The sequence below is a fragment of the Dyadobacter alkalitolerans DSM 23607 genome (assembly GCF_000428845.1).
Lineage (GTDB): Bacteria > Bacteroidota > Bacteroidia > Cytophagales > Spirosomataceae > Dyadobacter > Dyadobacter alkalitolerans.
The window spans coordinates 453,644-467,742 of the sequence record NZ_AUAS01000005.1 but is presented as its reverse complement, the minus strand read 5'-3'; the positions used below and the strand labels follow the sequence as shown (position 1 = coordinate 467,742).

The following is a 14,099-nucleotide window of genomic DNA, read 5'->3' as shown; positions in this document are numbered from 1 at the left end:
TTAAAATGTTGGGCACCGAAGTGTAGTGCATTCCTAAGGCACTACGTTCTTCATCATCAGCAACTGCCTGGATCATCGAGCCAAAAATATCCGGATTGATTTTTTTTCCAGTCCAGGTTGCCGCCGTGCAGCAGATGGGAACGAGCTATTTTGTTGAACTTGGGAACCTCAACTGATCCAGAAAACAGTTGCCCGTTCACATAGGGAAACTTTGCTGTCCAGTTCCTAATATGTTTCTCCGAGCGCTCATGTTAAACGTAAAAGCGTCTCCATTTCCTGGCCTACGTCACAAACAGCGATATGGATGTTATTTTGCTGCAAGACGCCGCCTTCAACATCTGACTTGTTGCTGTTACCAGATTTGAGACGTTTAATGGTCGTTTCTTTGTTACCGAAAACCTCTAGAAAAGCATAGGGAAATTGTGCAAAATCAAAAGGTTGCTCTGCAAGGGATGAAATGGCTTCTTCTATCTCAATAGCATCCCACACTTTAATTTATTTTGGATGAGTTGTCTAGTATCCTAGGAGTTCACTTTAATCTCAAAGAAAGACATTGGCATGATCAAATAACTATTGACCACCCTTCTGACCCCCCGAATAAGTAGAGAGCCTTATAATCAATCGATTACCACGCTTTTCGTACCCGCAACGGAACAAATGTCGGACCAAATGCTAGCTGGTTAGAGAAAATAGCTTTTTTATCCATATCATAAATAAACAATAGTGTAACTGGTATGCGATCTAGAAGCGCCCATTCACCCTGACCGTTATTCCAATGCGGTTTAAGCGGATTTTCCGGGCTGCCAGCTTTTATTGAAAACACATTTGCTCAAATCGAAAAAAGAGTATGATGAAAGCCGCTCACACTTTTACTTTGACTTTTACAAATACTCCTACGTTCCTGAAATGCCCAAAACAGCTTCCATATCAAGGCAAAAGCGTTTGCGATCCCTCCTTTTCAGCCTTTGGGTTTTGGTGTCGATTTTTAATGTGCATGTTCTGCATGCGCAAAGTAATTCTGCTCAAGACAACTCAGAATTTTCCGTTACCAAACGGCTGCTATCCATTGAAGATGGGCTGGCGTCGCATGAAGTTTTCTGCGGAATTCAGGACAATGCAGGGTTTCTTTGGTTTGGAACGCGCAACGGGTTAAATCGCTATGACGGCCGAAATTCCTTACTATTTACCCGGCAGCGTGATAAGTTGCAGGAGAATAAGGTGGTTCAGCTAGCGAAGGATAACGCCAATCGCCTTTTTGTCCAATACGGCAGCACTGGTTTTCAGCTGATGACTAATGGAAAAGTGGATGTGATCGATGCGACGACGCGAGAGGTGAAAACATTGACAGCTGCATTTCCTGACCTGCCTTTCAAAGAGCGTGACGTGTATTGGGTGGCGAACGATGGCACGGGGGAGGTTTGCTTTCTGACCGCTTTTCCTTTTCGTTACTGGCTCTATTCAGCCAAAAAGGGGTTCCGGCTTCGCTTCAAAATGAAGGATTGGGACAAAAAGGCTCCAATTGACTATCGGACAACCGGGCCCTTCTGCGCGTTCATGGAAGGGAAAGTCTTGTTGAAATTGAACAATCAGGAAAAGCAGTTCCTAATCACCCCTGACACGGTGATTACATTTCAACAGCATGATGTGTTGCGCTCATTGCCCATTGGTTTTGCAAATAATAATGAGCTTTTGATCACCTATAACACAGCCAGCAACACCGATCAATTCGCTGTGGGCAAGCTGGACCCGAATGGAAAACTTACATTGGTTAAGGACCCTGCCAGATACAACCTTGAACCGGTGAAGAATCGTTATTGGTTCCAGGTTTGTGCGGCCACCGGCAGTGGCGGGGCTGCATTCTACATTCCTACCGATGCGCTTTATTTATGGAACAAAAGCGCCTTCTTGAAAGTCATTGATCATTCGGAGCTAAAAGGTTTTGAAAACCTGTTTATCTACCAGCTCTTTCCCGATGCATTGGGTAACCTCTGGCTTTGCACTTCACTAGGCGTTTTTCAGCTGACGCTCAAAAAGAACCGGTTCCAGCCTTACTTTTCAACCAGCCAGCAATCCATTGAGCCCAACAGCCAGGCCCGCGGCATCTATGCAGACCGGAACGGGAAGGTCGCCGCCAACATTTGGGCGCATACTTTTTCGCAAAATGGAGGAAAAATGCAAGCTGTCAGGAATCAGTTCATTAACTATGCACTCATCAAACACCAGTCAGCATTGTACAGTGGGGGTTATGCGCTTTCGCGATATGATGATGCCAAAAATAAGACCGTCACTTATACCAAAAGCTTAGGATCCGAGATCTGGTCGATGCATTCGCTGAATGACAGTCTTTTGCTGTTAGGCAGGACGAATGGTTTTTCGGTTTTTAACTCAAGAACCAACCAGTTTGATTCCATACCGATTACAAAAACAGGTGCCGAGGCAAAATTCGTTTACAGGTTTTTTGCCGACAAAACGCGGATTTTATGGGCCGTTGCGGAGAATGGGTTATATAAACTGATTTATGCTCCTGGGGATACCAAAAAAGGTTCCTATAACTTGTCAATGGAGAAACGGCAATCGGGCTTTTTAAACGGGCTAAGCCTCTTGGACGCCTATCAGGACCCCGACGGCATTTTCTGGCTTGCTACGAATGGCGAGGGGCTTTATCGTTGGAATCCTAAGACCAATCACTCAAAACAGTTCAACATTACCGCCGGTTTTCCTTCCGATGTTTTGTACAGAATCGAGCCGGATGCGTTCGAAAACCTTTGGATCAGTTCTGATTATGGGTTAATCCGTTTCAATCGGAAAAACTTTTCGGTCAACACTTACACAACTATCGACGGCATTTCTCACAACGAATTTAACCGCACATCCTCATTTAAGTCCAGCGACGGCTGGCTGTTTTTTGGTGGGTTAAACGGCGTGAATGCGTTTGATCCGCGTGAATTCCGTACGGACAGTTCCGGTCTGGAAGTTCCTTTGCAGATCATTGTATTCAATCAGTTTATAGGGTCGCAAAGTGAGCTGGTCAATAAAACCAATGTCTTGCTGAGCGAACGAAAAATTGTATTAAAACCCGACGATAAGTTTTTTACGCTGGACTTCCAATTGTTGGATTTTACAAAAAACGAAAGTCACCGGTATGCCTATAAAATTGAAGGATTGGACACTGACTGGAATTATATTAATGAAAACTCGGTGCGGATAAGTGGGTTGCCTTATGGGGACTTTGCGCTGCGCATAAGAGCCCAGAATAGGGAAGGGGCATGGAATAAGCGTGAGCTGAACATTCCGATCACGGTCCTGAAGCCTGTTTATTTCCAATGGTGGTTCATACTGCTCGCATTGACGCTGTTTACGCTTGGCGTTTACTGGACTATCCGTCTCAGATTAAAGCAATTAGCCTACGAAAAGAGGCGTTTGGAGCAAATTGTTAACGAGCGGACGGCACAATTGAAGCAGTCGCTTTCGGAGCAATCGGCTTTACTATCGGAGAAGGATGTGCTTATGAAAGAGATCCATCACCGCGTAAAAAATAATTTGCAGGTTATCTCGGGATTACTCGAACTGCAAAGCAAAACTTTAACAGATGAAACGGCCCGAGAGGCTTTGCAGGAGGGCCGCAATCGCGTCCGCAGCATCGCATTGATTCACCAAAACCTTTACCAGTTTGAAGACCTGAGCACCATTGACCTGAAAAGGTTTATTGAGGACTTGTGCAAGCAAGTGCAAAGCGTTTTTCAGTATCAAAAAAAGGTTAATGTTACCATTAACATACCTGAGGTTCACCTGGATATTGACTCTGCCGTTCCGCTTGGTTTGATATTGAACGAATTGCTGACCAACTCATTCAAGTATGCGTTTGCTAAGGTGCAACCAGGGAGTATTGAATTGAAAATCAGTCAGATGGGAGAAGGTAAATATCAGCTGGATTACATGGATAATGGTCCCGGTCTGCCGGAAAATCTGAACTTTAATAAAGCATCAACGCTTGGGTTACAGCTGATCAATGATCTTAGCAGGCAGATCGGAGGCAGAGTTCAGTATGTAACCGATGGTGGTGCTAAATTTACTATTAATTTTACGACTCGCGACGTTCGAAAAAATCAAGATTAAAACCATGAGTGTTCTGAAAATAGGCGTGGTAGAAGACGAGCTTGTCATCGCCCGCACGATCGTTAATATGCTTGAAGAGCTGGGCTATGCACATTGTGGCCCGTCAATCAATTACACCGAAGCTATTAATATGCTTGAAGATGAAAAACCTGATCTGGTGCTGCTTGATATTCAGCTGGCAGGCCGGAAAGACGGTTTCGATGTCGCCGAAAAGCTTAACGAAACCCATAAGCTTCCTTTTATTTTCCTGACTGCAAACAGTGACGTCGAGACGATTGAGCGCGCCAAAAAGGTCAAACCGCATGCATACATTGTTAAGCCATTTGCAAAAGAAGAGCTTTTTGCTGCCATTGAAATTGCCTTTAACAATTTTACCGGAAACCTTGCCGAAGTGAAACCGGTCAGGACCGCCTCCAATCCACTCAAAAATTACATGTTTGTGAAGGATGGCTATGTTTTCAGAAAGGTTTTTTTTGATGAATTGCTTTACCTGGAAAGCGAAGGCAATTATGTGCTTTTGCATTTGACCTCGCAAAAAAAGATTATGGTGCGCTCAACGATCAACGATTTTGTCCACCAGCTCGACCCGACGGCATTCGCCCGAATCCACCGGCGCTTTTCAGTCAATGTGAACCTGATTGAGGATATTTTTCCAAACGAAATTTCAATGCAAGGCATCAAACTGCCCATTGGAAAATCTTACAGGGACGAGCTTTTCAGTTCGCTAGGCATCAAACACGCCTGAACCCGTTTCCCAAACTTGCCGCATTCTATCCCGAACCTGCCGCGTTCGTCCCTTTTTTTTGACCGAATAATCAGCCAGAGCCACCTTTGGTAATGCTATGGGGCTGATAGATCTGGACAAAATTATTGTAAAAAAGACCATCCTGGGAATTCGCTGTTTGGCGTGCGGTGGGAATCTGGTCATTGCTCCAAAAAAATCAATCGCCAGCAGGCTTGCCAGGCTCCTTTCTTTGGGCACTGTCAAAGCCGAGAGTTACCAATGCGAAACGTGCAAGAAGCGCTACATGCTTTTGTAAGTGATCAACAACAATTAATTATATCTATCCACAAATTTAACTACAATGCTATGAGCCTCCGATTGAATGATATTGCTCCTGATTTTCATGCTGACACAACACAGGGCCCGATTCAATTTCACGAATGGTTGGGAGAGAGCTGGGGGATTCTTTTTTCTCATCCCAAAGATTTTACGCCTGTCTGCACCACCGAACTTGGATATATGGCCAAGCTTGCTCCCGAGTTTGCGCGGCGCAATTGCAAGGTGATCGGATTAAGCGTGGATCCGGTGGAAAGTCATTTCAAATGGGAAAAAGACATTGAGGAAACGCAGGGTTATGCAGTTAATTATCCAATGATCGGTGATCCCGATCTAACAGTTGCCAAACTTTACGATATGCTGCCGGCGGAAGAACCCGGCACTTCGGAAGGCCGCACTGCAATGACCAACCAAGCTGTGCGCTCCGTTTTCATCATCGGACCAGACAAAAGAATTAAGCTAAATATGACCTATCCGATGACCACGGGCCGGAATTTCAACGAAATACTGCGCGTGCTAGACTCTATGCAGCTGACTGCCCGGCACAGGGTTGCCACTCCTGTAAACTGGAACAATGGCGATGAAGTGATCATCGTTCCGGCAGTCTCGGACGCAGAAGCAAAAGAGAAATATCCGGAAGGCTGGAAAACGGTCAAACCTTACCTGCGATTGATTCCTCAACCTGGTAACAACTAAGCGACATGGCTGCGAAACTACGTGTAGTCGTGCTGGGGGCCGGTTTTGGCGGACTGGAACTTACGACCATCCTTTCTGAAAAATTAGGAGATAAGCTGGACCTGACGCTGATCGATAAAAGCGATTCGTTCTTTTTCGGCTTTTCCAAGTTTGATGTCATGTTTGGCCATAAAACGGCTGAGCAAGTTAGGGTTTACTACAAAAACATCGTAAAACCGGGTGTCAACTTTGTCCGCGACACGATTACTTCCATTGATCCTGTTACTAAGATAGCTGTGACAGAAAGCGGCAATGCTTATGAAGCAGATATTCTGGTGATTGCGCTCGGTGCAGACTACGACGTTGCTGCGACTCCCGGCCTTGCAGAAGGTGGAAATGAGTTCTACTCGTTCGCTGGCGCTGAGAGATTAAGGGAAGTGCTCCCACGTTTTTCAAAAGGCAATGTGATCGTCGGCGTATGCTCGGCTCCGTTCAAATGTCCGCCAGCACCGAGCGAAGCTGCACTGCTGATGCATGATTACCTGCTCAAACGTGGCATCCGCAAGGATTGCACCATCAGCATTGTAATGCCATTCGGGCTGCCGATCCCGCCTTCGCCTGACACATCACTGGCGCTGATGGACGCTTTTGCAGAGCGGGAAATCCGTTTTATCCCAAAACACGTGGTCAAATCCATTGACGCGTCAAAAAAGATAGCCACGCTTGACGATGGTGAAGAAATGCCTTTCGATTTGTTTCTGGGCATTCCAAAACATCGCGTAGCGAAGGTTGTCGAAGAAAGCGGCATGCCCGAGAAGGGCTGGATTCCGGTTTCAAAAACCAATCTGAAAACAAAATATCCCGGTGTTTATGCCATCGGCGATGTAAATAGTGTAGGAACTCCCAAAGCCGGCGTGTTTGCAGAAGGAGCTGCCAAAGTAGCCGCCGCATCCATTATTGCGGATTTTGAGCAAAGCCAGCAGCCGGAAGCCTACAAGGGCAATGGCATTTGCTACATCGAATTCGGTGACGGCCGGGTAGGGCAGGTTAGCGTAGATTTTTTCTCCGGTCCGGCTCCTTTCGGCAGTTATACCAAAGCTTCCGATGCGCTGGTGATCGACAAGGAACAGTTCGGTTCCAGTCGCGTAAGCCGCTGGTTCGGCATATAAGCGTTTGCAAAAAACGGATTCATCATAAACTTTAACCTTCAAAATTATGCCTACTTACCTGGTTGAGATTCCTCATTCTGAAAAAGTTTCAGACTGCATGCATGTTATCAATGTCTTTTTAGCCTCCGGTTCTCATATCATTTCCCAAGCGCACTGGGGATGCAAAGATGGCGTGCACAAAATGTGGTTTATCTACGATTTTGATAATAAGGAGCAGGTCATGCTGTCCATTCCACCGCTAATGCGGCCTCAGGCTCAAATTGTTGAGCTCAATAAATTCAGAGTGGAAGATGTGTCGCAGTATGCGACGGAATAAAAAAAATCAAAAGGAATGAAACAAATTATACTTGCATTTGCAATCGGTCAGAGGGCTGCATTGCGACGGTTTCTTGTGCTTTTGCCGATGCTGCTGCTAGCAGTGAGCAGTGTTTTTGCCCAAACGACCTGGAACGGAAGCGTTAGCGCGGACTGGGGCAATGCGCAGAACTGGTCGAACGGCGTGCCTGACGCCAGTGCTGATGTCATCATAACCGCTGCGGGAACTGCGCCAGCAATTGATGGGAATGTTGTCATGCGTGCAAAATCTGTACTTGTACAACCCAATTCCACCTTGACAATTGGTGCAGCCGCAATTTTGATCGTCAGTGGTTCCAATGAATTTACGACAACCTTCACATTCAGGGCAGCAATGAACAATTTGGGTCATGTTGTCAATGCAGGAGGCATTAAATTGGGCACAGTGCTCTTTCCAATTCCTCAGTATGCCATTGTAAATCAGGGGGCGTTCGACAACAAGCCGGGCGCCCGAATCCACATTGACGCGATTAATGATACGGGGATCTATAACACTGCAACTGGCACTTTCAACAATGAAGCTGATATTTTCATTGGAGTGGAATCAGCTGTTGGCTTTCACGGCATTTGGAATGAACATCTTTTCAACAACCAACCAACCGGGAACATTGAGATCAACCGCAGCCGCCTGAGAGGAATTGTAAATTATGAGAACACAGAGACGAAGTTGCGCGGATCATTTACCAATGAAGGAAAGATCAATATTGGCGCGCTGGAAAAGGTAGGCGACTCTGGAATTGAAAATACGGCAGATTTTATCAATGAGGCAGGTGGTGTTCTCATCATTGACCGCGCTATTACCGGAATATTTCAACCACCTTCAGGCGACTTCACAAACAAAGGCAAGGTCGTTGTCGGCACCAGCGACCCTGGCCGCTCGCTCGAAACAGCAATTAGAAACCAGGGAGATTTCTTTAATCTCTCCTGCGCGGAGCTTTCCGTTTTTTCGGCTCTGGATAACAACCGAACTTTCAGGAATGCCGGACTGCTTTACATACAGTCGCAAAGGGCTCATCCACTCACAACAAGCTTGCAAAACACGGGTATTCTGACATTTTCGGCGAATAGTCAGACAATCGGGGCAATCGCAAATAACGGGATAATCATTACCAGCAAAACAATTCCGGCTTGTGGAGGTGCAGTGAACGTGTTGACTTTGGGAAGCGCGGAAGGCTTTAATGTGGAAGGAATTTTCTCAGATGCCGAGGCGACTGTTTCTGCGGGGACTTATCATGCAGGATCAAATGCTTTTGAGCCCGCTGAATTGATTGCGGCAGGCATTCATACATTGTATATCAAAATCGGATCGGTTTACGAATGTACACGCATTGTCCCATGGCAACTGACAGTCCCCGAAGGGATTATTAAAGTAATTATTACTGAGCCGACAGTCGTTCAGCCGACCGAAGCAGTGCCCACGGGCAGTATTACCATCCATACAGAAGGCAGTGGTGAGCTTGAATTTAGTGTGAATGACGGAACTTCGTGGTCTGCCGAACCCAATTTTACGGGTCTTCCGGATGGTGATTATAACATCAAAGTTCGGTCCAAGATCAGCACTAGTTGTGAGGTGTCCTATGCGCAGAACCCTGTTAAGTTACGGTTGGATGTTGTTGTAGATGAAACGGATGTTTGGACCGGGGCAGTTTCATCGGAGTGGGCAAATGCTCAGAATTGGCGGGACAAAAGCATTCCCACGGCCTCTAATGGTGTGGTAATACCAAATGTTCCCAATTTGCCAGTCATCGATGCGGGTACAACAGCTGTCGCTCTGGCGGTGAAAGTGGATGAGAATGCTGCATTAACCATTGAAGATCAGGCAAACCTGACTCTTTATGGAAGCCTGGCCTATGAGTCGCTTGCGTCGGGCGCGGAACCATCGAATTTTACTGCCGCGTTGAACAACCTTGGAACTGTAACGAACAGCGGAACACTTCTTATTGGCTGGCAAAGCAGCGCAGGGATCTTTGGTATCGTTAATCAGGGAACCCTGAACAATAACGCAGGAGGAAATATCAATGTGGACCGCTCCGAAGACACCGGTATCTTCAACGCAGCCGGAGTTTTTACCAATGCTGCTAACATTACGATAGGCAGCCTTGGAAATGTGGGTAACCACGGAATATGGAACGACGCAACCTTCACTAACCAAGGTAACGGTCACATCAAAATTGACCGTTCGTCGCTTCGAGCAATTAAGAATAATGCTGATCCATCGAAATCTATCAGTGCAAGCTTTGATAATTCAGCGGCCATCACCATTGGCGACAATTTCAGTGTCGGTGTAACAGGAATCGAAAATCTTGCCAGTTTTAATAACTCCGGCAATGGAGAGATTAAAATACAGCGATCAACTGGCAATGGATTTTACAACGCCTCAGGCAATTTTATTAACGAGGCCCTCATCTTCATCGGCGGCACAACAGGTGCGGGAGACAATGGAATCGCAAACTGGGGAAACTTAGCCAACAATGCCAGTGGCAGCATTTATATTGACCGGGCAGGTAAGTTCGGGCTATTCAATGCTGCCGGAACTCTCAATAATAACGGCAAAATAATAATGGGCGAAGTAGCTTCAGGCGGGAATACGGGGATTGAAAATCATGCTGTTTTTAACAACAAAACCAATGCAGAGATCCATATTGATCATGCACAGGCAGCGGGAATCCACCACCTTTCCGGAAGCTTCACGAATGAGGGAACCATTGTCTTGGGCCGGACAGGGAACACCGGGACAAACGGGATATGGACAAAAACGGACTTTACTAACACGACGAGTGGAAAGATCTATATTGACAGGGCGAAGGCTTATGGCGGATCGGGTTTGAACCATATTAACGGTGTTTTTAATAATTCGGGAGAAATACGCCTGGGTATGAACGGGACAAGCGGTATGACCAGTATTTTTGTCGACGCAAATGCCACTTTAAATAACAACTCGGGGGCTTTTCTCACTGCTGACCGCAGTAGTGCCGCCTCCATTGAGGTCAAGGGATTTTTAAACAATGCAGGGCGTTTGCAGATAGGGTCCCTGGCAAATGTCGGTAACTATGGCCTGTACATCACTGGAACAGTGAACAATAACCTGGGAACAGGCGGTTTACGCGGGGAAATACAAATTTCTAATTCAGAAGTTTGTGCGCTTTACATTTTAAATACGCTTATTAATAATGCCGATATCAGTATTGGAGCCGCAGCAGGCGTTGGCACATCCGGGATGGAAAATCAGGGGATCATCCGAAACAAAGCCGACGGCCATATCAACATCGATCGCTCCACTGTTGTGGGACTGACGCACGTGAAGGGAACCTTCGAAAATGCCGGGACCTTGTCCATTGGAGCAAATCATGCCGTAGGGCCTTCCGGTTTTATCAACCAGGCAACTTTTCAGAATCTGGCTGGCGGAACCGTCGGCATTGACCGCACCTTTCGTATGGCGCTACGAAACGACGGCACTTTTTCGAATGCGGGCCATGTCACGATCGGTGCATTGACTTCGGTGGGGGCCACGGGTCTGGAAACAAATTCCATTTTCAATAATAATGCTGGTGGGCATATCCGGATTGATAACGCTACGGACATTGCTTTATCCAATGCAGCAGGGATATTTACCAATGAAGCCGATATTATCATTGGCGCTGCAACGGCTGTTGGCCGCTACGGGCTGGTAAACCGTGCGACATTTAATAGCAATGCCGGCCATATCCGAATTGATCGCAGCTCGGATACAGGTTTATACGAATCCAGCGGCATTTTTACCAATAAAGCCAGAATCACAATTGGTGCTTCCGAAGGCATCGGCGTTCATGGGATTTTCAATGAAGCGGCTTTCTTGAACATTGAAGAAGGCAACATTCAGATAGACCGCACAACGGTGGCTGGGCTTCGCAATTTCAACGGCAATTTTACCAATGAAGCAAATATTGCCATCGGAACAAATGATGATGTTGGGACATACGGAATATGGAATCAGGCAGCTTTTGCGAACAACGCTGGTGGAAATATCAGAGTGGACAATGCTGCCGAGGGCATTTTCGTAGAGGATAAGACCTTCGCCAATGCAGGCACCATCAACATAGGCGGGGTGAAGGCAGTAGGAACGCTGCTTAACGGGCATGGATCCGGGAATTTCAGCAACGATACTGGTGGAAATTTCAAGGCAACAGGGCAAATTGCAGCAGCGGGCTTCACAAATGCAGGCGGTACATTATCACCCGGCTATTCTCCTGGTAAGCTAACCTTTAACGAAAGTCAGGATTTCAGTAACAGTATCATGGACATCGAAATCAATGGTGCCGGAATTGCTGGCGTAGACTATGATCAGATAGAAGTGTTAGGAACCGCGACGTTGGGAGGTACATTAAAGGTAACCGTCAATTACAGTCCTGTTGATGGCGATGAAATTGAAATTTTAAAGGCATCTGCGATCTCTGGTCAGTTCAGCTCTGTTTCCGACGGAAACTTATGGCGAATCGAATATTCGGACAATGCAATCAAGTTAATTTATGACTCTTCCTTACCCGTTAATCTGGTAGAATTCGATGCCAGGCCAACTGGTTCAACCATACAGCTGAGCTGGCGTACGGCAGCGGAAACGGATAATGCTGGTTTCCAAATTGAGCGGAGTTCAAACGGAGTGAGTTGGCAGGATATTGGATTTGTAGTAGGAAATGGGACGGTCTCGGCAATACATGATTATCATTTTCAAGATATTAACCCAATTTCCGGATTGAACTACTATCGCCTTCGTCAAATAGATTTCGACGGCAAAACCCAACATTCAAGTATTCAGGTTACCAGGTTTGAAGGTCATGATTATGAGCCGATCGTGTGGGCCGACGAAGCGCGGCAGGCGCATATCAAAACTGAACATATGATAGAGCAGGTGACCGTTTTTGACCTCTCCGGGCGGATCGTCGGTGCTTCAAAACTAAAAACCTTAGACTTGTCCCATGTGAATGGCGGCTTACTGCTGGTGCGCATCCAAACAAGCAATCGAATTGTTACAAAGAAACTATTGCTTCCTTAATTCATCATCTGGTAACATTCAGAGCTACCACTATTCATCATAATCTGTGGAACAACTATGGGTTCGACTTCGGTTTAGTTCCCGCAAACGGAGTCGAACAAAAAACAGCTAAAAGTTATCCAAAAAGGAGGTTTGATTGACATATCTAGAGCCTCTCAAAGCAAAAAAGTCCCTCAGCTTACGCTGAGCGACTTTTGTACCCAGAGCCGGAGTCGAACCGGCACGAGTGTAACCTCATTGGTGTTTGAGACCAACGCGTCTACCAATTCCGCCATCTGGGCATTGATCTTCTCTTGTTGGGAGTGCAAAAGTAGGGAGAAAAATATATTAAGCAAGCGTATCGCCGAAAAAATCGTTGGAAAAAATAACGGCAATACATTCATGAAACTTAACTTCCTTATTCATAACGCAATGCTTCGATCGGATCGAGGCGGGAGGCTTTGATGGCCGGGTAAATCCCCGAAAGAACGCCCACAACTACGCAAACGAGAATTCCCATTGCCATCCAGATCCAGGGAACCACAAATGTACTATCGGAGCTGATGAGGCCGGAAATGACGTTGCCGATGATAATGCCCAGAATCAGGCCGGCAATTCCGCCCAGTATGCAGACCACGATGGCTTCGATCAAAAATTGGAAACGGATGACACCTGGCGTTGCGCCGAGCGATTTGCGGATCCCGATTTCGCGGGTTCGTTCGGTGACGGAGACGAGCATAATGTTCATCAATGCGATGGAAGCGCCTAATAATGTGATAATGCCGATGCCGAAACCGCCGATGCGCAGATAGCCGGTCACCTCTTCAAAGTCCTTGGCGACTGCATCCGCGCGGTCGATGGTGAATGAATCTTCTTTGCCCAAAGCATCGTTCCGGATCCTGCGCATGATCCCGCGGGCTTCTTCTACAATAAAATCTCCGTCGGAAATGTTGGGCGCGGAGGCGGTAATGTTGTATGTTAATGCTCGGTTTGCGGCAAGTCCGCGCCCGTTTTCGAGGGGAATGAGGATAATGCGGTCTGCGTCGTTTTGTCCGCCGAGCGAGCCTTTCTTTTGCAGCACACCCACAACTTTGTAACGGCTGCCCATGAAAGTAATGTCCTTATTGAGCGGGTCAACGCGTTGAAAGAGTTTTTTGGCGATTTCCTGGCCTATTACTGCAACATTCAGCGCGTTTTCCATATCATTCTTATCGAGATTACGGCCCAGGTCTATTTTGTAGCCATTAATGCCCAGATATTGCTCGTCGGAACCGACGACGCTTGTGTTTGGATTGGTTTTTTGGGAAAGATAATTAACCTGAACAGCTCCGCCTATGTCCGCTGAAAGCGAGGCGGTTGCGGTGTAAGATGATTTAAATTGATTGGCAAATGTTAGCGCTTGCCGGTAAGTTACTGCGGGATATTGCTTGCTTCGGCGGCCACCGTTGCGAAATTCATCGTCCTCTTTGTTTTTGACGGTGAAAGTGTTGGCGCCCAAGTCTGCAAAGCTGGCGTTTACCGAATTCTGAATGCCTTCGATGGCGGTCAGGATGCCAACCAGGGATGTAATTCCGATGGCAATGATCAGCGCGGTGAGGACGGTTCTGAGCAGATTGCTTTGAATGGAGCGGAGGCCTTCGTCAATATTTTCCCTGATGTTCATGGTTTTAAAGCTTGTGCACCATAATGTGAATTCTATCGTTTTCTTTCTATATTT

Annotated in this window: 8 protein-coding genes and 1 tRNA gene; 6 read left to right on the top strand and 3 right to left on the bottom strand. The window is 46.6% G+C overall.

Annotated elements, in window-relative coordinates; genetic code table 11:
* Positions 1–246: 246 nt before the first annotated feature.
* A complete protein-coding gene (locus G395_RS0113110; RefSeq protein ID WP_026630462.1) occupies positions 247–489 on the bottom strand; it encodes a type IIL restriction-modification enzyme MmeI in 243 nt (80 codons plus the stop codon).
* Positions 490–825: 336 nt separating this feature from the next.
* Here G395_RS0113110 and G395_RS0113100 point away from each other — a divergent pair, with 336 nt between their 5' ends.
* From G395_RS0113100 to G395_RS0113070, 6 genes are all read left to right on the top strand, one after another.
* On the top strand, positions 826–4,116 hold the full coding sequence (locus G395_RS0113100) for a histidine kinase dimerization/phosphoacceptor domain -containing protein (protein ID WP_157486690.1): 3,291 nt from the start codon (positions 826–828) through the stop codon (positions 4,114–4,116).
* 4 nt (positions 4,117–4,120) lie between these two features.
* Positions 4,121–4,861: a LytR/AlgR family response regulator transcription factor gene (locus tag G395_RS0113095; protein ID WP_026630459.1), complete on the top strand. Its 741-nt coding sequence runs from the start codon at positions 4,121–4,123 to the stop codon at positions 4,859–4,861.
* A 345-nt stretch (positions 4,862–5,206) separates the two neighbouring features.
* Complete coding sequence (locus G395_RS0113085) at positions 5,207–5,872, top strand: peroxiredoxin (RefSeq protein WP_026630457.1); 666 nt, start codon at positions 5,207–5,209, stop codon at positions 5,870–5,872.
* A gap of 5 nt (positions 5,873–5,877) precedes the next feature.
* The gene (locus G395_RS0113080; protein ID WP_026630456.1) at positions 5,878–7,020 is read left to right on the top strand and encodes an NAD(P)/FAD-dependent oxidoreductase; all 1,143 of its coding nucleotides are present in this window, start codon (positions 5,878–5,880) and stop codon (positions 7,018–7,020) included.
* A 46-nt stretch (positions 7,021–7,066) separates the two neighbouring features.
* Positions 7,067–7,336, top strand: coding sequence for a hypothetical protein (locus tag G395_RS0113075; RefSeq protein ID WP_026630455.1), 270 nt, complete (start codon positions 7,067–7,069; stop codon positions 7,334–7,336).
* Positions 7,337–7,351: 15 nt separating this feature from the next.
* Complete coding sequence (locus G395_RS0113070) at positions 7,352–12,403, top strand: T9SS type A sorting domain-containing protein (protein WP_157486689.1); 5,052 nt, start codon at positions 7,352–7,354, stop codon at positions 12,401–12,403.
* Positions 12,404–12,600: 197 nt separating this feature from the next.
* Here the strand turns inward: G395_RS0113070 and G395_RS0113065 are convergent.
* Together G395_RS0113065 and G395_RS0113060 are read right to left on the bottom strand one after the other, a co-directional pair.
* A tRNA-Leu gene (locus G395_RS0113065) sits at positions 12,601–12,684 on the bottom strand.
* A 116-nt stretch (positions 12,685–12,800) separates the two neighbouring features.
* The gene (locus G395_RS0113060; protein WP_026630453.1) at positions 12,801–14,045 is read right to left on the bottom strand and encodes an ABC transporter permease; all 1,245 of its coding nucleotides are present in this window, start codon (positions 14,043–14,045) and stop codon (positions 12,801–12,803) included.
* Positions 14,046–14,099: the final 54 nt, after the last annotated feature.